The following is a 17,402-nucleotide window of genomic DNA, read 5'->3' on the forward strand; positions in this document are numbered from 1 at the left end:
GCTCAGTTCTCCTGGCGGGTGCGCGGGTTCCACACCGTCGCGGGCTGGATGGCGTCGAGATCGAGGTCGTCGTCCTCGTCCGGCAGGTCGGGGACGGCGTGCAGGCCGGTGATGGTGGGCTTGCGGGTTTCCGGAAGCGGAGCGGGCGGTGGCGCCGGCACGGCCGGGATGGAGCGCAGGGCGTCGGCGGCTTGTGCGTGGGCGCGGTGGCGGTCGCGAGTCCAGCGCTTGCGGGTTCCCTTGGTCCAGGTCTCGGGGGCGTCGGTGCGGTTCTGCAACTCCCGCAGCGCCTGGGCGATACTGGCCTGTTGGGAGGCGTCGGCTCCGCGTTGGACGAGCAAGCGCTTGGCTTCGCGCAGGGTGATGTCGGTGAACGGCTGCAGGTCGCTGAGCGCATGGGTCCACCGCAGCGTGTACCACTTCTTGTCGCGGGGGTTGTGGAAGTAGGCGTGCAGGAGATTGCGCGGGTCGTAGCGAATGGGCCACAGCTCGTTCGGGTAAGGCGACTTGGCCTTGCGGAACTGGTAGAGCACGTCGGCGTTGTAGACGAGGTGGTTGATCTCCACGCCGTAGGAGTTGATGACCCGTCCGCCGTTGTCGGCGATCGGCAGCAGTTCGTAGTACAGGTTCGGGTCCCTCGGGCAGTCGACGAAACCTGCTGAGCCCAGGGCCATCGCGTACGCCTCGTTCGGCGAAACCTCAAGGTCGGGGAAGCCGTAGAGGTGCAGTCCGGAATGCGGGTGCTGCTGGTAGACGGCCACGACATACTCGGCGAAGAACTCTGCGATCTCGTCGATGCTCCAGCGGGCCTGCTCTTCGACGGTGCGGCCGCGCGTGGCGACGTTGAAGCCCTTGTAGCCGGCGACGTGCATGGAGAACTGCTCGCGGATGGTGCCGAAGAGCCGTTCGATGTGTGGTTTGTCGGTGGGCTTGAGCTTGCGGGCGTCCTGGATGTCGATCTTCCAGGAGCGGCAGGCACGCCGTACCACGTCGGACTGGTAGGGCTTCCCGTGGTCGAAGAGCAGGGTCTCGGGATAGACGACCGGGCGGGCGGCGGCGTGGGCGAGTCGCTCGTCCAGCGAGAGCAGGCGCTCGTAGGGCACCCGGAGCATCGAGTAGCGCAGAGCGTCGGCCCATGCCGGGCGCATCGGCTCTGGCGTCATCACGTCTGCCAGCAGGAGGCCGATGTCGATGGCTTTGGTGCCGGCGGGAGTCAGTCGCCAGGCCAGGATCGAGCGGGTCGCCACGTCGAGTGCGATGGTGAGTTCGACCCCGTATGTGCTGTCGGTGGCGGCATCCCACGCCAGGACGTCGAGCGGTGTGGTGTCGAGCATGACGACCTGGCCGGGGCGGTGCGCGATGACATTGCCGAAGGTGCGGTCAGGCTGGTTGGCGGCCGACTGGCGCTGGTAGGCGGGATCGGAGGGGCGCCGGTCCAGCAGCGCCTTGACTAGGCGCCGGAAGGTGTCCTCCTTGGGCAGCAGTACCTCGCCCTCCCCGTAGTCGGCGTCGAGCCTGTTCTGGGTACGCCTCAGGAAGCGGGTGGTGACGGCGGAGGAACTGTCCATCCGCTCGGACGCCGACTGCTCGCGGATCGCCTGGATGACCCGCGGGTCGATGTTGCGGAACGGGTTGCGGATCCGGGCCTTGCGTCCGTCGACCAATGCGAACAGGCCCTTCTCGTCCCACTCGTCCAGCAGCTGCCAGATGCGGCGGGCGGTGAGACCGAGTTCCGCGGCCTTGGCCTCGATGCGTTCGGTCGCCGGAAGATCGGGGTCGTACTGCGGACGGGGCTCGCCGGCCAGGGCCTTCATCGGATCGCCGGAGCGGAAGCCCGTGGTGGCCTCCCACAGGTGGGCCTCGAGGTCCAGGGCCGCCTGACGTACCTCGCGGGGCAGGGTCGCCAGCACTCCGCCTGGATCCAACCCCACGTCCTTGCTCCCGGTGCCGGGCGGCGGCTCGGCATGAGCACGAAACGAGGGATCGGCCAGCAACTCGGAGAGCATGATGGTGATCCGGTGCCCGGTGACGGACCGCAGCCGAATCAGCGTGCCGTCGGTGGCCACGATCTGGTGGCGCTCGTCCTCGAACTCGATCCAGTCCTCGACGGCGATGCGGTAGCGCTGGTTCATCGCGTCCTTTCCGAATCAGGGGCAGCCCACACGTAGGTGTGGTCGCGAAGCGGCTGGTCGGTGTCGAACAGCAGGCGGTGGTGCCACATCAGGTGGTAGGCGACCGGACGCGCCACCTCGGGATCGCGGCGAAAGCCGACCAGGTCGCCGAGCGCGATTGGCCGGGTGGCGAGTGCGAGGATCGGACCGACCAGATCAGCGGTGGCGTTCAGCGGCCGGCGGTAGCCGCACAGCCACTCGACCGTTGCCCACAGTTGGGGGTCGGGATCACCGACCATGCGGTAGTCCCAACCGAGGTCCTGGCAGGCCTTCTCGGTACGCTGGGCCTGCTGAACGACTCGGGGCTTGGCCAGCTGCTGAGGATTCTTCACATCCAGCATGAGCACTGAGCCGTTGGTGCGCCGGACGAACAGGTCCGGGACGTGAGTCCACTTTCCCTGGGCGTCAACGCCTTCGAGGATGAAGGGCTGTGCGGAGAGAGCGGCAACCTGGGAGTCGAAGTCCAGCAGCTTCATCCACTTGGCTTCGAGGTAGCTCTCGTAGCCCAGGACGGTGTCGCAACTGGCGGCCCAGTACGAGCCGGGGGTGTGTCGCATCCCCACGTACGAGGGGATCTCGCGAGCGGGCAGGCAGTTCTCGAAGCGCACCGTGGCTGCCTGGGAGGCGGGTATCAGTCGCTCGGTCTGCTGGGCGTCGTAGTAGTGGATGAGCAGCTGGTCGGGCGCATTCCTGACCGGCCGCAGGGTCCGGGTTCTCTTCGGACTCACGTCCGTCCTTCCTGATGGGCCGTGTCGTGGACCGCTCCGATGGGCGGCTGCCCGCTGCTGTCCCCGCTCAGGCAGGCCGGGACCGTCAGAGAGTCCGGGACGGAGGGCTGCCAGCGGGCCAAGGCGGTGCTCATCGGAGTCCAGCTCGGGGCGAACAACAGTGGGGCCGTCAGTGCGAGGACGGCGGCTGCGTGCGCGGCAGTAGGCGGACTCATCCCGAGCTTGGTCCGTGCGCCGCCGTGGCGGGCACGCCGGCGCACGTCCTGGTAGGCCGTGAACGCCTCGGCGGCCTCGGGAGTCAGCGCCGGGCAGCCCGCCAGGTCGCTCGGCTCGGCACCCGCTCGGGCGGCAGCGGCCAGGTAGCGCAGGGCAGCGAAGAAGTCAGCCGTCGTCACCGCCTGCCCGGCGACCACGGCCGGGCCCCCGTGCGCGGCCTCCAGTACCAGCTCCTGCACGTCCGCGAGTTGCGCCGGAACCGTCACGGACGGAAGCTCGGCCAGAGCCTGATCACAAGGGATCGATCGCCGCCCGGAAGCCGCTGAGCGGCGGTTGTTGCACCGCCGCAGGCCCAGGACACCCGACCGGGTCGGCAGACCGCCTGGATGCCCGGAGTACGTGAGCCCGAGCCGGTCACCGCATATCGGGCAGGTGTCCACCAGCAGCACCTGGTGGACCGGACACACCGCCGCAAGTCCCAGGCGCCACCACAGCTGCCACACCGGACGCTCTCCCAGGCATTTCGGACACGCCCGGGTGCCGGTGAACAGCGCCCACTCGCGGTTGCTCAACCGCGTCACCGACGCCGGATCGGCCACGTCCAGCCGTGAGAAGTCCAGAACACCGTTGGCGTAGCGGGCCAGCTGCATGGACCGCAGCTCGATCTCGTCCAGCCCGGTCGCCGCCCCAATCCGGCGCGCACCCACCTCCGTCAGCGCCACGCCGTAGCACACCGGCCGCACCGCGCGGTCGCTCGAACGGCACTCCAGCCCCATCCGACGCGCGGTCTCACCAGGCGTCAGCTCCAGATCCACCGCGACCCGGTCCACCCACGAGGGGAAGGACTCCCCAGACACTGGCACCAACACAGAGGGGAGCCTGCGCGGGACTGCGGATGGCAGCCGCCGCACCCCGGCCCCGCTGGTTACCGGGGTCGACACGCTGGGATCAGGCAGCGGCTGTGCCGACGCGGACATGCGGCCTCCCCCAGGCGCAATAAATTGATCTTGTAGGAGACTTCCTACACATCGGACTGTACTACGGTTACTGCCCGTGGCGAATAGCGATTCAGATCAGGGCATCCCGGCCCAGCGCGTCCTCTTCGGGCGCCGCCTGCGGGCGCTTCGCGAGCGGCAGGGGCTGACTCAGACCGCCGTGGCGGCAGCAGCCGGCATGGACCGGTCCTTCTACATCGACCTGGAAACCGCTCGGCACAGCGTCTCGGTGGACCGCATCCCGGCCCTGGCGAAGGCGCTGGGCGTCGAGCCCCACGAGCTGTTCACCGAGGACTGAGCAGCTGCCTGGCATCCTCCCCGGGACACCGTCCGATCAGCTTGTCGCATTGTCTAGGGGGCTGAGCGTGCGACAAGCGGAGCTAACCCGCCGCGCCTTGCGCCAGCTTCCTGCCGCAACCGATCGGGCCGATCCCCCCGAGGGCCGAAAAGGCCCAGGCCGCTTCTTGGAACCTGGGCAGGATCTTCGAGCTCAGTCACCTCGGTGGCAGCAGCTAGCGCAAGGGTCGTCTCGTAAGGAGCTGCTGGCCCAGCGATTGCCTAAACCAGTTGACGCTCCCGAGTTCGCGTAACGGCGGGTCGAACTGGGAAGGAGCATTGGAGGGTCGCATCAATCTGGTCACCCACACGGATCAGAGCGATGATGAGCCAACGAGGTAAAGCCATGGGGATGGCAGCGCTGTGGCGTCAACACTGAGTCACTGAAGATCGCCCCAGCCTGCCGACTGTCAGTGCCGCGTGGGACTCTTTGCATGCAAGGTTGACGGGATCTAGCGGAGGGCATTGAGATGCGCGCCTTGGTCGTGCGTGTTCGGCACACAGATCCGCCAGCACCGTCCGGGTGTCGGTGGTGCGGCGAGGAAAAGATCAACCATGGGCAGCGTTGGGTCTCCTCCGTTGGCGTTCACGCCTGGGAGGCACCCACGCGCGCACAACGGCTCAGCAGGATGCAGGCGCGCCGATCACGCAGGACAGCTCACTCATCATCCACCCAGTAGTGCGGTTGCCCAGCGCCGCTAGCGATCTTTACCGCGCTCTTGAAAACCTTCACCAGAGAATCCGGAACGTCTGACGGTGCGCGCAGCCGCTGGGCCAGCGCCACCACCATGTCCTCCTTCGAGCGCGGGGGCTGCACGGAATCTTGGTACAGCAAGCCGTGAAGCTTCTTGCTGAACTTTCCCTCGGTGCGAAGCACTGCGACGTCATGCGACGTCCACTGCTTCTCATCGCTTCGAGGCCACTGTTCGTTCATCGTGTCGGCCCACTGGTTGTCACTGAAGACATCCTCCAGTTCGTTCGGGGCCCCAATGAACAGGCAGTCATCCTCCGCGAAGCCCTGCTTGAGTAGGCGGTCGTAGCTGAACTCCTTTTGCTTGTCGCGTGGCGAGTCAGCATCAACCATAAACACAACAGTGCGCTTGTGCTCCTTGAGGAACTTGGCGAAGTTGAGAGCGCCATCGTTCCCCCCACAAGCCCACAAAGCGATGCCGGCGGACTGGATCGGGTAGCCGAATGCGAGCTTGAACAAGGCTGGCAGGGCCGCATACTCGGTCGCACCCTCCACAGCTACGAAGCACTTCTCGTGCAGTAGGACACTGTTGCGAAAGCCCAGTGAGGCGGCCATGTTGGACAGAAAGCGACGAGTGTGCTCGTCGGTGTCACTGTTGCCGAGCGATTGGACGTAGGCCCGGCCGTCCCGACTGTTCAGGTGCACGATGTCCTGAATGTCCACACCGTCGATCAAGTTGAGCGAATGGGTGGCGACGATCACTGTGGAGTGCGAAGAGGACGCCGACGCCTTGATCATCTCCATGATCCGGCGCTGATGGTCGTAATCAAGGTGGGTGTCAGGTTCGTCATAGACGATGATCACGCCACCGCCGTCGAGGCCATCCGTGGCGTCAGCCAGCAACTGCTGACTGGCCTCCCATAGCGCCAAGGTGATGCGGCGCGACCTGCCAGCTCCCGCAGCGGTCAGTGGGACAGGATGTTGTCCGCGGGCCGAGGCGGCCAAGGAGACGCGACCGATCGCCGGCTTGAACTGGATCTGTGGCTCGAGGTTGAACTCGTCGAGAGCGCAACGTTCCTCGACAAGTTTCCGCAGCAGGGCGGCATCTTCTTTCAGTCGTTCTGAGAACTCGGCCTCGAGATCGGTGATCTTTTGCCGGGTTTCCTCGCGGAGAGTGTATTCGCGAAGCTTTGCCGTCAGGATGCCGCGAACGACAGCCTCCGGCGACTCAGCGGAGTCGCCTTTGAAGTAGAGGAGCTGCGGCAGGGCATCCTTCAGCTGCGCCGGGGCCTCGACCCAGTCCGTGACCTGCGTAGTGGTAGCCGAGTGCGTCTCCAGCAGCTCCAACCAACTCGCCTTGACGTTCGATTGGTCGTCGCGCAGCTTGAGGCCAGCATCGGTGGCGAGAGCGCGCAGATCCTGGGCCTTCAACGCCTGTAGATTCCTCAACTCAAGGCGTTCGGGAACCCTGGCTTGCCACTCGAGGTAGGTGCCTTCGCCTTCCACGTAACGACGGCGCACCCTGATCGGAGAAGTGGTCTGAAGCAGCTCCGCTTCAGAACGCGAAAGCTCGAACCGGGCTTCCACGGTGACAGCCCGAGGCTCTTCGTCGTCGCCGATGACAGGGAGTGCAGATCGCTCCCTGTCACCGACTGCGAACCGGGAGATGTCGCTGTCCTCGATGTTGCGCTCGCCCAGGAGGAACGCCAGCGCATCCAGCGTGGCCGTCTTCCCGCAGTCGTTGTGCCCCGTCAGGATGGTCTGCTTGTGGATGGGGATGCCAGGGACAGCGGCCAGGGAGCGGAAGTTGGTGACACCGAGCTCGACGAGTTGCACGAAGCTCCCTTGTCTTCACGGCACGACTATCTGGCGCGCGGTTGCAGCACACGTCGTGGGGAAACACATCCATCGACGGGTAGGTGGGAAAACTCTAGCGCCTTGTGAGCCATGGTCGTTCGGCGAACGGAGTGCTCCGCCCTGCCATTGAAGTGAGTCGCGGGACGAGCCGTGCCTTAGTCGTGGCCTGCTGCCACTGGTAAGCGGGGCTGCTGTGGTGACGTCCGCTCGCTCAGCGCAAACATGTATCAGGGACGAGCCGGGGGCGATCCCCGGGGTCGGTGCGTGTCACGCTGCCACGGCAGGAAGCGCGCGCAGACGCTCGCGGAACTCGGCGACGGCGGGTTCGGCGTAGTGGGGCTTGAGGTAGCCATCGAACTTGGTGAGGCGGTTGACGGCGCGCACGGAGTGGACCTGGGTTTCGAGGAGGCCGAGGCCGCGGTTGGCGGCGTCGAGGGCGCCGTCGAGGTCCTTGCCGGCGAGGCGGGCGGTGGCGAGGCGGCCCGCGCGGACGGCCTGGTCGCGGGGGACGGCGTGGTCGATGGACGAGGCCAGCGCGCTGGTGGCCCGGTCGAGCTGGCCGGAGCGGAGCATGATCTTGCCCTCGGTGGAGCTGAGCTGGGCGTCGCCGTACCAGGAGAGCCAACTCGGGAGCTGGTCGCCGCCGTTCCTGGACCACAGGTCGTGGGCGCGGTTGAGGGCGGAGCCGGCCTTCTGGTGCTGGCCGTCGCGGGACAGGCTCTCGGCGTGGTGGAGTTCGAGGTAGCTTCGGACGCCGGGCTGCATCGTGGCGGGGGTGTTGGCGAGGGCGGTCTCGACCTGGGCGACGCGCTCGGCGGGGTTGCCGGCGTCGGACAGGTGGACGCCCATCTCGGCGAGCAGGAAGCCGCCGAGGGCGTCGTCGCCGACGGTCTTGGCGGCGCGCAGAGCGCCGAGGTAGTACTGCTGGCCTGCTGAGCGCAGGCCGCTGTCGTAGGCCATCCACCCGGCGATGTAGTTGACCTGGGAGGCCAGACCGAGCAGGCGGGCTTCGACGGCTTCGGTGTGGCGGCTCTGCTTGAGCAGGGTCGTGATGATCGCGAGGTCGCCGCGGGCCTGCTCGATGAGGCGGGCACCGCCCATCTGCGCGTCCAGGCTCTGGAGGGTGGCGACGCGGGATTCGAGGGCGTCGACCATGGCGTCCGTCACCTGGTCGCCGTCCAAGGCGGAGGCGAAGGCGGGCGAGGCGGAGGCCCAGCTCGCGGCGACGGTGGCCATGGCGGCCCCGGTGATGGTGAGAAAGCCCCGCCGATCCATATGCCCACTCCTGACCAGTTCCACCAGTACGTCCACGGTACCGGCCTTCGTCCACGGCGCCGTGATGCCGGTCACTTCCCACACCGGGAGCCACCCCGGCCACGGATTGGCAACCAGCGTACGGGGATTGACGCCGAGAAGGTCAGCCAGAACGAACTGCGCGTCCGGCTCGGGCTCCTGCCCCTGCTCCCACTTCCACACCAGCGTCCGGTTGGTCGCCAGGTGGATCTTTAACGCGGCGCCGTGGTCGCGCATCATGCGCGCGAACTGGATCTTTCCCCAGCCGCGTAACCGCATCAGGTGGGTGAGCGGGTGGACTGCCAGAACGTCTGAGCTCATCTCAACCCCCGGCGATTCATGACCTGTTGGTGAGCGTACTGCTACCCGCTGTGGCGCGGACCGAGTCGAGCAGAAACCCCCCAGAAACGTTCCGAGTTGCGCTGCGGCACGGCGAACCTGTACCGGCCGCCCGGCCCCGGAAGCCGATGAGGGGAGGAGCCATGGAAGCAATCGAGAGGCCGCATCAGAGCCATCAGGGCAGGCACCGCGGCGCACACCGCGACCCGGTGGGGACCGCGCTCACCGCGCTGTGGGGCCTGGGCCACATCGTCACGCTCGCCCTGCTCGGGGTCGCCGCCGACCACCAGCTGAGCACCGATCACCCGGTCGCGGCACCGCCCGCACGGTCCCTTCCCGATCACGACCCAGCCGTCTGAAGCCCGGGCCCGCGCTGCCGCGACTGCCCGCAACGAAGCCGACACCCGCCCGAAGACTTGGAGGACAAGCACCGTGCCACACCTGCAAGCACCACTGACCCACCCGCGAGACCCCGCTGCCACGACAGCAGCCGCTGCCTTCGGCCGCCGTACCGCCGTCGTCACCGGTGCCGCCGGGTTCATCGGCTCACACCTGTGCGAGCGACTGCTGGGCCTGGGGGCGGAAGTGGTCGGCGTCGACAACCTGCTGACCGGCCGGCTCGACAACCTGGCGGGCCTGCGCTCGGTCGGCGGCTTCCGCTTCCAGGCCGACGATGTGACCCGGCCTTTCACGGTCGCCGGTCCGGTGGACTTTGTCTTCCACCTGGCCTCGCCCGCCTCGCCGCTGGACTACGCCCGCCACCCGCTGGCCACCTTGAAGGTCGGCGCGATGGGCACGCTCAACGCCCTGGAGCTGGCCGAGGCCAAGCACGCCCGGTTCCTGCTCGCCTCGACCTCCGAGGTGTACGGCGACCCGCTCGTGCACCCGCAGCCCGAGCAGTACTGGGGCAACGTCAACCCGGTCGGGCCTCGCAGCGTCTATGACGAGGCCAAGCGGTACGCCGAGGCGCTGACCTCCTGCTTCCAGCGCTCCGGCGGCACCCGCACCCGGATCGTGCGGATCTTCAACACCTACGGCCCGAGGATGCGCGCCGACGACGGCCGCGCGGTGCCCGCCTTCATCCAGCAGGCGCTGGCGGGCGACCTGATCACGGTTGCCGGTGACGGCAGCCAGACCCGCTCGCTGTGCTTCGTGGCCGACACCGTCGCCGGTCTGCTCGCCGCCGCCACGGCGGAGCACGCCGACCCGGTGAACCTGGGCAACCCGCACGAGATCACCATGCTGCAGCTCGCCGAGGAGATCCGGGCGATGACCGGCTCCGCCTCCGCGATCACCTTCGTCCCGCTGCCTGCCGACGACCCCAAGCGCCGGTGCCCCGACATTACCGCCGCCCGCGCCCACCTCGGCTGGGAGCCCACCACCCACCTGCGCGACGGCCTGCGCCAGACCCTCGACTGGGCCCAGCAGCACTTCCCCCGCCAGGCCAGCGCCACCACCGGAAGGAGCGCCTCGTGAACACCACCTCGCGCCCGCTGCCCGCGATCGTCTGCGGAGTCGACGACGGATACGCCCGCCCGCTGCGGACGCTGATGCACTCGATCGCCGCCGCCCACCCCGGCACCGTCGGCGAGCTTCGCCTGATCGTCCTCGACCAGCAGATCAGCGACACCAACCGGAACGCGATCGTGCGGGACGCCGCCCGCACCGGCCTGCGTACCGAGCTGCGGCCGGCACCGATGACCGACCCGCAGTACCCGGTCTCCGACTGGGTCAGCGGCGCCGTGTACGTGCGCTTGGCCATCCCGGAGGTCATCCCCGACGAGCGACGGGTGCTCTACCTGGACGCCGACACCATGGTGCTCGGCGACCTCCGGCCGCTGCTGCGGCAGTCCCTCGACGGGCGCCCGATCGGCGCGGTGCGCGACCCACAGAACCCGGTCATCGGCCGCGGCATCCAGCTGCCCGGCTGGGACGAGCTCGGCGTTTCGTACGGCCGGGACTACTTCAACAGCGGCGTCATGCTCATCGACCTCGAGCGCTGCCAGCGGCTCGGCGTCTTCGACCGCTCCCGGCAGTTCCTGTCCGAGCACCCCGACAAGGTCCGGTTCTGGGACCAGGACGCCCTGAACTGGGCCGTCGACGACAACTGGCAGCGGCTGGGCCGGCGGTGGAACACCTTCGCTATGTCGCCGCAGGCCGCCCAGCCCGGCTTCATCCACTACGCCGAGGCCGACAGCCCGCTCGCCCAGCTCCTGAAGGACGAGGAGACCGCCGCCCTCGTGCACTTCGCCGGCCCCGACAAGCCCTGGCAGGACACCTACCCGGTGGGCCAACTCCGGGACACCTACCGCCTGTTCCACGAGTACGTCGCTGGCGGCAGCGAGTGAACACAAAACGGCGCAAGCCGCTGTGGCGAAGCACGGCCTGGTGGATCGCCACCGCCGTGGCCGCGCGCAACGTCAACGGGCTGCGGCAAGTCCGCCGGACGCTGGCCTGGGCCGACCAGCCCGCGCTGACCGGGAACCAGAGAGCGGTGGAGCCGATGGTGCTGCACGTCATCATCCCGGTGCTGCGGGAGCAACAGCAGATCACCGCCGCACTGGCCTGGTTCGTCCCCCTCCTGCGCGACCTCCCCGGCTCGACGCTGACACTGGTGACCACCGCCCGTGAGGAGGCTGAGCGGCAGCACCTGGCCGCCCTGCTGGCGGGGGCGACGGCGGCCGACCTCACGGTGGAGCGCTTCCCGCAGCTGACCGGCGACGAGCTGGCCTCCCTCGGCAAGGCCCTGACCGGCACCGGCGAAGGCTCTCTGGCCAGGGCCGTGGCCGCCGAGGTGCTGTCCGGCTTCCCCACCACGGCGGACGTCGTCACGGCGGAACTCGCACGCCTGCCGGAGCCCGACCCGATGGTTCGGCACGTCCACTACCGAGGGGACGGGCGCAAGGCCGCGCAGGTGAATGCCGCCGTCGAACAACTCGCCACCGCCGAACCGGACCAGGAGTACGTCGCCGTCTACGACGTGGACTCCCGCCCGAGCCGCGAGCTGCTGGAGCGGACCGCCGAGTTCCTGGCCCACCGCCGGGCCGACGACGGCGAACTCCCGTGCGTCGTGCAGCAGTCCGCCCGCTTCGCCACCCAGGGCGCGGCCGGCGCCTGGTGGGAGCGGAGCCTGTGCCGAGGTGCCGCCCGCGCCCAGACTCTGTGGACTCTCCGCCGAGAGATCCCCAACCTTCGCCGGCACGCCGACGCCGTCCGCCGCCCGCACACCGGCCCTGGTCCGTCGGGGCTGGCCCAGACCGTCGGCCACGGGCTGCTCGTGCGTACGGACGTCTTCCGGCAAGTCGGGGGCTTGCCGACCTTCACCGTCCTCGACGACGTGGCCTTCGGCTACCGGCTCACCCTGGGCCGCGTCCCGGTGGACAGCCTGCCCTTCACCACCACCGTGCCGGCGGCCGAGTACGTGAGCGAGCTGCTGGCCCAGAGCGAGCGCTGGTTCCAGAGCTACCTCGACTACCCGCAGTGCGCCGCCCGCTGGCACGCCGAAGGTCGGGGCCGCCGCCGCGACCACGCGGCGGCCCTGACCATCGGCGCCTACCGGGGCACGGCCTGGCTGCTGGTCTCCCCGGCCACCGCGCTCTGCCTGACCCTCGCGCTCGGCCCGCGCACGCGGCTGCCCGTCCGGGCGGTGGCCGCGACGGCGCTCTGGGCGGCCGCCGTCGCACCGGTCCGCGCACTCGCCTCTGCTGAGGGTCGCCCCCTGACGGGGCGGGAGACCGCCCTGCGGAGCGCGGAGACGCTGGCCGGGCTCCTGCTTAAGAGCGTCGGCCCGCTGACAGCCCTCGGCCGCTGGGCGGTCACCGGCACCCGGCACACCGCGCTCGCCCCCAAGAGCAACCGCCGCACCGCCCCATCCACCACCACGGACAGGGAGTTCGCGTGATCCTCGGCATCGAGGGCGTCAGCTGCGTCGGCAAGACCACGCTGGCCGCCCAGCTCGCCCCCCACCTCAACTGGCCCGCCGTCATCCCCTGCTACTACCACGCCAGCCCCGACCCCACCCTGCTGCCGGCCCCCGAGCCGTTCACGGCCGAGCACCAGCTGGCCAACATTGCCCAGTTCCTGGACGTCGAGGACCTGCGGCTCGCCCGGACCAGGCAGGCCCACATCGAGGGCCGGGACGTGATTCTCGACCGCACTGTGGACACCCTCCTCGCCCACGCCCACGCCGTCGGCCGGATGCACGGCTTCGACTGCGACGACCAGGCCCGGCGCCTGGTCACCAGCAGGCCGGTGGCGATGCCCGACTTGACGATCGTGCTCACCGCCGACCCGGACGTGCTCGCCCGCCGGGCCCGCCTGCGCAAGGGGATGCCGGGTATCTTCTACGACCGCCACTTCAGCGAGCACTTCAACGCCTACCTCGCCCACCCGCTCGCCCAGGCCGTCGTCCTGCTCGACGCCGACTGCGGCTCGCCGGGCGACCTCACCGCCCGTGCCCTCGACCACGTCCACCGCCACCAGGCCGCCCAGCACCGGCCCAGCCCGGCCCCCAGTCCGCAACCGCTCAATGAGGCGTCGTGAAGGCCGCGATCATCGGCTGCGGCGCCATCGCCAGCCGCTGGGTCCGCTCCCTGCTCGCCGACGGCCGCATCGAGATCACCGCCCTCATCGACCCCGACCAGCAGGCCGCCCAGGCCCTGGCCATCCGCTACGGACTGAACTCGGCCTTCGCCACGACGCTTCCCGAGGCGCTCGCCCGGGCCCAGGCCGACGTCGTCGTCAACCTCACCCCGCCCGAACTCCACTACCCCGTCAGCCGATCGGCCCTCGCCCAGGGCTTGCACGTCCTGACCGAGAAGCCGCTGGCCCTGAACTTGCCCGACGCCCTCGACCTCGTCCACCTCGCCGAGGAACGCGGCCTGCTGCTGGCCGTCATGCACAACAGGGGCGCCGACCCGGACTTCCTCGCCTTCGCCGACACGGTCCGCTCCGGCGGACATGCGCCGTTCGCCGTCACCGCCGACACCCTGGTCACCCTGCCCGGCCCGGGCTTCCGCGCCGGCCAGCGCCTGCCCGTCACCACGGACCTCGCCGTCCACGCCTTCGACCAAGTCCGCGCGCTGATCACCGCGACCCCCACCGAAGTCACCTGCACCGAGACGGCGACCGGCTTCCTCGCGGCCCACAGCTCGATCGCCGCGATCACCGTCCACTTCGCCGACGGCTCCCTGTTCACCTACCGCGGCGGGTACATCGTCGACCCGGCCCTGCGGACCGACGCGAACGGCGACTGGCGCGTGGAGGGCCGGGGCTTCGCCGCAAGGTGGGCCCCGGACCCCAACCGTCAACGGAACGCGCCCGAGGCCGGGCCGCCCGCCTACCAGCGGTGCATCACCGCGATGGTCGACGCCCTCCACCAGGACGGCCGCCTGCCGGTGCCCGCCGCCGGCAACCTCGCCTCCATCGCGCTGCTGGACGCCGCCTTGGCCTCCGCCGCCCACTGCCGTCCCGTCCCCGTGCCGGAGGTGCCCGATGCCCGCCAGTGACACTGTGACCAGCCGCCCGCACCCGCTGCTGGTCGATGCGCTCGCCACGGCGGGCTTCGACGCCACCGACGCACGCTTCACCCCGCTCAAGTCCGGCACCGACAGCCTCCCCTTCGCGGCCACCACCCGCGACGGCCACCAGCTGGTCGTCAAGGTCCGCCGCGCGGGCAGCCGCTCGCGCTACCCGACCGCCGCCTGGGCCTCGGCCCGCATGCGCGAAGCCGGTGTTCCGGCCGCTGAGATCCTCTGGCACAGCCGAGAAGCGTGCGTGGAGACCCGCTGCCCCGGCCGCCCCCTCGAAGCCGAACCGCCCACGCCGCAGGACCAGGATGCGGCGAGGTGCGCGGGCGAGGTGCTCCGACGCCTGCACACCATCGAGGTCGGCAGCTTCGGCCAGCTCGACGGCCACGGCATCGGCCAACACGCCACCATCCAGGGCTGGTTCCTCAGCCTCGCGTCCCGCAGCATCCCGGGCATCGAGGGCATCGACCTGCCCGGGCTGCTACACAGGACCCGCTTCATCCTCGACGTCGGATCGGGCCGCCTGCCCCGCAGCACGCCCCGGCTCCTGCACGGCGACTGGGTCGGGCGGCACCTGTTCACCGACGATCGGCAGATCACCGGCGTCGTCGACTTGGAGAGCGTGCGCGGCGGCGACCCGCTGGCCGAACTCGCCGGCTGGTCTCTGCGCGAACCCGCCCCGATGACCGAGGCCCTGCTCGACGGCTACTTCGACGGCCCGATCCCCGCCGACCGCCTGCTGCCGCTGGTCCTGTTCCGCCTTCGCATCGCCTACTCGCTGCTGCACTTCCACGCCTCCTGCGACGACCAGGACATGGTCCGGCTGCGGGCCGCCCAGCTCCAGGCCGACCTCGACGACCTCGACCACGGCCACCTCGCCGCCATCCCCCGCATGACCCCCGACACCGACTCCGACACGCGACGCCGCCCGTAACCCCGCCCAACGTCCTGTTGCCCCTGCCCGGAAGGACACCCGTGAACGACCCCGCCGTCACCCTCCCGTTCCCCCGCGAGCCCAAGTACGGCCAGGCCGAGAAGGACGCCGTCCTCAAGCTCCTCGACGACGGCCACCTCTCCGAGATCAACCGCGGCCCGGCCACCAACGCCCTCGAAGCCGCCTTCGCCCGCCTCACCGGCACCCGCCACACACTGTCGTTCAACTCCGGCACCGCCTCCCTGCACGCCGCCCTCCACGCGGTCGGCGCCAGCCCCGAGGCCGGTGTCGCCGTCTCCCCGATGACCTGGGTCTCCGCTATCACCGCCGTCTTCCAGGCCGGCAGCTACCCCGTCTTCTGCGACATCGAGCCCGACAGCCCGAACATCGCCGCCACCGCCGTCGCCGAGGCCGCCGACGCCTGCTCGGCGGTCCTGGCCACCCACACCTGGGGCATCCCCGCCCGCATGGATCAGCTCACCAAGGCCACCGGCCTGCCGGTCGTCGAGGACTGCTCGCACGCCCACGGAGCCCTCTACCAGGGCCGAGCCGTCGGCTCCTGGGGCGCGGCCGGATGCTTCAGCCTCCAGGAGTCCAAGTCCGTCTCCGGCGGCGAGGGCGGCATCCTGACCACCACGGACCGCCAGGTCTACGAGCGGGCCCTCACCCTCGGCCACCACCCCGCCCGCCTCGCCGCCGAGCTCACCCTGCCCGAGCTGAAGCCATTCGCCACCACGGGCGCCGCCTACAAGTACCGGATGCCCGCCCTGTCCGCCGTCATCGCCCGCCAGCAGCTGCGATCGCTGCCCGACCGGATGCTGGCCGCCGAGCAGAATCTCGCCACCCTCCGCAAGGCGCTGGAGGAGTACGACGTGCCCCTGGCCTGGCCCGAGATCGGCGAGCTGTCGGTGCGTGGCTGGTATGGCACCCCGCTGACGATCGGCGTCCGCGTGCCGGACCCGGCCGAGCTGAGCAAGCGGCTCAAGGCCGCCAGCGTCCCCGTCCGCTCCCTGTACGAGGACTGGACACAGGCACCGCTTCTCCAGCGCCCCGAGCTCGCCGCCCGCTTCTGGCCGCACCTCGCACGCAGCCCCTACCGGCCGCCGACCAGGGACGAGCTGCCGAACTTCCACAAGGCGATGCGGCAGATGATCGTCCTCAAGGTGCCGCAGATCCTGGCCCCGGACTACATGGAGCAGGTCGCCGAGGCCCTCACCGCCGTACTGGCCCGGACCGTGGTCACGGCATAGCGGCGAACGCCTCCTGCACCACCTCGCGCCGCTCGGTCCACCAGGCCAGGAGACGCTCGGCGGGCAGGAACAGATGGTCGCACGAGTGGTCGTCACGGTCGTAGTGGAAGTCCAGCTGCCAGTAGTCCGACATGCGCTTCCACCACAGCCGCTGCACCGCGTCCGCCAGCGCCAGCACCGGGATCGGCACCACCGACCGGTAGCCGGCCACGAACGCGGAGGTCCGTTCCAGGTCGAGGAAGCCGTCCTCCCCGCCGAACTGCACGGTGGCGGTGCGGGCGACCTCCTCGCCGAACGGACGCACGCGGATACGGTCCCAGTCGATCACCCCGGCGATCTTGCCATCCCGCCACAGCACGTTGCGGTGCTGCATGTCACCGTGCGTCCAGCCCACCGGGCCGGCCGCCACCTCGGTGGTGGGGTGAAAGTGGGCGTACTTGTCGAGCAGGATCTTGCGCTCGCCCAGCGCCTGGGCCGCCTCGACATCGAAGGCCGTCGGGCACTCCAGGGCGGCGATCCGCGTGAGATAGCGGTCCGCTTCGACGCGCGCCCAGTACGGGGTGATCACCGAGGCTGCCGGGGGCTCCGATGCCGGCGGCAGCAGGCGGGCGGTCCGCTCGTCGTTCAGGCTCCGGTGGATCTGGCCGAGCAGGACACCGAGGTCTCTGGCCTGGTCGAGGGTGAGTTCCGTCCCTGGTTGGTGGCCGCCTTCCAGCCAGGGGATCAGGCAGTAGCCACGGTCTGCGACCTCTGCCACGGTCTCCCCAGAGGGGGTGGCCATCGGCCGCCCGACCGGGATTCCGGCGTCGGCCAGCTCGGACAGGACGGCGAGGTTGCGGCGGGCGAGCGGCAGCGGCACGTCCATGATCCGCTTCAGCGCGAACGCGCCGTCGGCCGTCTCCAGCCGCCAGTTGCCGTTCATCAGGCCGTTGGGCAGGAAGCGGCACGCCTGGACCTCACCGAGCCCGAAGGACTTGCCGAGGACCACCAGGTCCTCCTCGATGATGCTGTAGCGCGAGCCACACGAGGGGTCGTCCATCGCTTCCGTCACCCAATGCAGGCTA

15 protein-coding genes are annotated in these 17,402 nt (G+C 69.7%); 9 read left to right on the forward strand and 6 right to left on the reverse strand.

Annotated features, from left to right (window positions below; all coding sequences use genetic code 11):
* Positions 1 to 2: 2 nt before the first annotated feature.
* The 3 genes from ACIBH3_RS02450 to ACIBH3_RS02460 are packed head-to-tail and all read right to left on the reverse strand — an operon-like array spanning position 3 to position 3,978.
* Positions 3 to 2,132: a transposase gene (locus ACIBH3_RS02450; protein ID WP_396309979.1), complete on the reverse strand. Its 2,130-nt coding sequence runs from the start codon at positions 2,130 to 2,132 to the stop codon at positions 3 to 5.
* Positions 2,129 to 2,899, reverse strand: a complete 771-nt coding sequence (locus ACIBH3_RS02455) for a TnsA-like heteromeric transposase endonuclease subunit (RefSeq protein WP_396309980.1) — start codon at positions 2,897 to 2,899, stop codon at positions 2,129 to 2,131. Before ACIBH3_RS02455 ends, ACIBH3_RS02450 begins: the two co-directional genes overlap by 4 nt.
* A complete protein-coding gene (locus ACIBH3_RS02460) occupies positions 2,896 to 3,978 on the reverse strand; it encodes a TniQ family protein (protein WP_396309981.1) in 1,083 nt (360 codons plus the stop codon). The genes ACIBH3_RS02455 and ACIBH3_RS02460 overlap by 4 nt, the downstream gene beginning before the upstream one ends.
* Positions 3,979 to 4,168: 190 nt before the next feature.
* Between ACIBH3_RS02460 and ACIBH3_RS02465 the strand changes: the two genes are divergently transcribed.
* Complete coding sequence (locus ACIBH3_RS02465; RefSeq protein WP_396309982.1) at positions 4,169 to 4,408, forward strand: helix-turn-helix domain-containing protein; 240 nt, start codon at positions 4,169 to 4,171, stop codon at positions 4,406 to 4,408.
* Positions 4,409 to 5,104: 696 nt separating this feature from the next.
* Here ACIBH3_RS02465 and ACIBH3_RS02470 read toward each other — a convergent pair.
* Together ACIBH3_RS02470 and ACIBH3_RS02475 are read right to left on the reverse strand one after the other, a co-directional pair.
* Positions 5,105 to 6,973 carry an ATP-dependent nuclease gene (locus ACIBH3_RS02470; protein WP_396309983.1) on the reverse strand — a complete coding sequence of 623 codons (1,869 nt, stop codon included), beginning with the start codon at positions 6,971 to 6,973 and terminating at the stop codon, positions 5,105 to 5,107.
* A 288-nt stretch (positions 6,974 to 7,261) separates the two neighbouring features.
* The gene (locus ACIBH3_RS02475; RefSeq protein ID WP_396309984.1) at positions 7,262 to 8,608 is read right to left on the reverse strand and encodes a transcriptional regulator; all 1,347 of its coding nucleotides are present in this window, start codon (positions 8,606 to 8,608) and stop codon (positions 7,262 to 7,264) included.
* Positions 8,609 to 8,769: 161 nt separating this feature from the next.
* On the opposite strand from ACIBH3_RS02475, the gene ACIBH3_RS02480 reads away from it, so the two are divergent.
* From ACIBH3_RS02480 to ACIBH3_RS02515, 8 genes are all read left to right on the forward strand, one after another.
* Positions 8,770 to 8,985: a hypothetical protein gene (locus tag ACIBH3_RS02480; RefSeq protein ID WP_396309985.1), complete on the forward strand. Its 216-nt coding sequence runs from the start codon at positions 8,770 to 8,772 to the stop codon at positions 8,983 to 8,985.
* Between the two features lie 73 nt (positions 8,986 to 9,058).
* Positions 9,059 to 10,102 carry a UDP-glucuronic acid decarboxylase family protein gene (locus tag ACIBH3_RS02485; RefSeq protein WP_396309986.1) on the forward strand — a complete coding sequence of 348 codons (1,044 nt, stop codon included), beginning with the start codon at positions 9,059 to 9,061 and terminating at the stop codon, positions 10,100 to 10,102.
* Positions 10,099 to 10,974, forward strand: coding sequence for a glycosyltransferase family 8 protein (locus ACIBH3_RS02490; protein WP_396309987.1), 876 nt, complete (start codon positions 10,099 to 10,101; stop codon positions 10,972 to 10,974). The genes ACIBH3_RS02485 and ACIBH3_RS02490 overlap by 4 nt, the downstream gene beginning before the upstream one ends.
* Complete coding sequence (locus tag ACIBH3_RS02495; RefSeq protein WP_396309988.1) at positions 10,971 to 12,527, forward strand: glycosyltransferase; 1,557 nt, start codon at positions 10,971 to 10,973, stop codon at positions 12,525 to 12,527. Before ACIBH3_RS02490 ends, ACIBH3_RS02495 begins: the two co-directional genes overlap by 4 nt.
* Positions 12,524 to 13,168 (forward strand): hypothetical protein, encoded by a 645-nt coding sequence (locus ACIBH3_RS02500; RefSeq protein ID WP_396309989.1) that lies wholly within the window; start codon positions 12,524 to 12,526, stop codon positions 13,166 to 13,168. The genes ACIBH3_RS02495 and ACIBH3_RS02500 overlap by 4 nt, the downstream gene beginning before the upstream one ends.
* The gene (locus tag ACIBH3_RS02505) at positions 13,165 to 14,133 is read left to right on the forward strand and encodes a Gfo/Idh/MocA family protein (protein WP_396309990.1); all 969 of its coding nucleotides are present in this window, start codon (positions 13,165 to 13,167) and stop codon (positions 14,131 to 14,133) included. Before ACIBH3_RS02500 ends, ACIBH3_RS02505 begins: the two co-directional genes overlap by 4 nt.
* A complete protein-coding gene (locus ACIBH3_RS02510; RefSeq protein WP_396309991.1) occupies positions 14,120 to 15,088 on the forward strand; it encodes a phosphotransferase family protein in 969 nt (322 codons plus the stop codon). The genes ACIBH3_RS02505 and ACIBH3_RS02510 overlap by 14 nt, the downstream gene beginning before the upstream one ends.
* A gap of 41 nt (positions 15,089 to 15,129) precedes the next feature.
* Positions 15,130 to 16,338 carry a DegT/DnrJ/EryC1/StrS family aminotransferase gene (locus ACIBH3_RS02515; protein ID WP_396309992.1) on the forward strand — a complete coding sequence of 403 codons (1,209 nt, stop codon included), beginning with the start codon at positions 15,130 to 15,132 and terminating at the stop codon, positions 16,336 to 16,338.
* Here ACIBH3_RS02515 and ACIBH3_RS02520 read toward each other — a convergent pair.
* The gene (locus ACIBH3_RS02520; protein ID WP_396309993.1) at positions 16,328 to 17,389 is read right to left on the reverse strand and encodes a homoserine kinase; all 1,062 of its coding nucleotides are present in this window, start codon (positions 17,387 to 17,389) and stop codon (positions 16,328 to 16,330) included. The two genes, ACIBH3_RS02515 and ACIBH3_RS02520, sit on opposite strands and share 11 nt — an antisense overlap.
* Positions 17,390 to 17,402: the final 13 nt, after the last annotated feature.

The sequence above is a fragment of the Kitasatospora sp. NPDC050543 genome, from assembly GCF_044457565.1.
Lineage (GTDB): Bacteria > Actinomycetota > Actinomycetes > Streptomycetales > Streptomycetaceae > Kitasatospora.

Excerpts from the sequence above, each read along its gene's own strand:
- ACIBH3_RS02480 (WP_396309985.1), top strand. The coding sequence starts at position 8,770 with ATGGAAGCAATCGAGAGGCCGCATCAGAGCCATCAGGGCAGGCACCGC.
- ACIBH3_RS02475 (WP_396309984.1), bottom strand. The coding sequence starts at position 8,608 with ATGAGCTCAGACGTTCTGGCAGTCCACCCGCTCACCCACCTGATGCGG.
- ACIBH3_RS02450 (WP_396309979.1), bottom strand. The coding sequence starts at position 2,132 with ATGAACCAGCGCTACCGCATCGCCGTCGAGGACTGGATCGAGTTCGAG.
- ACIBH3_RS02510 (WP_396309991.1), top strand. The coding sequence starts at position 14,120 with ATGCCCGCCAGTGACACTGTGACCAGCCGCCCGCACCCGCTGCTGGTC.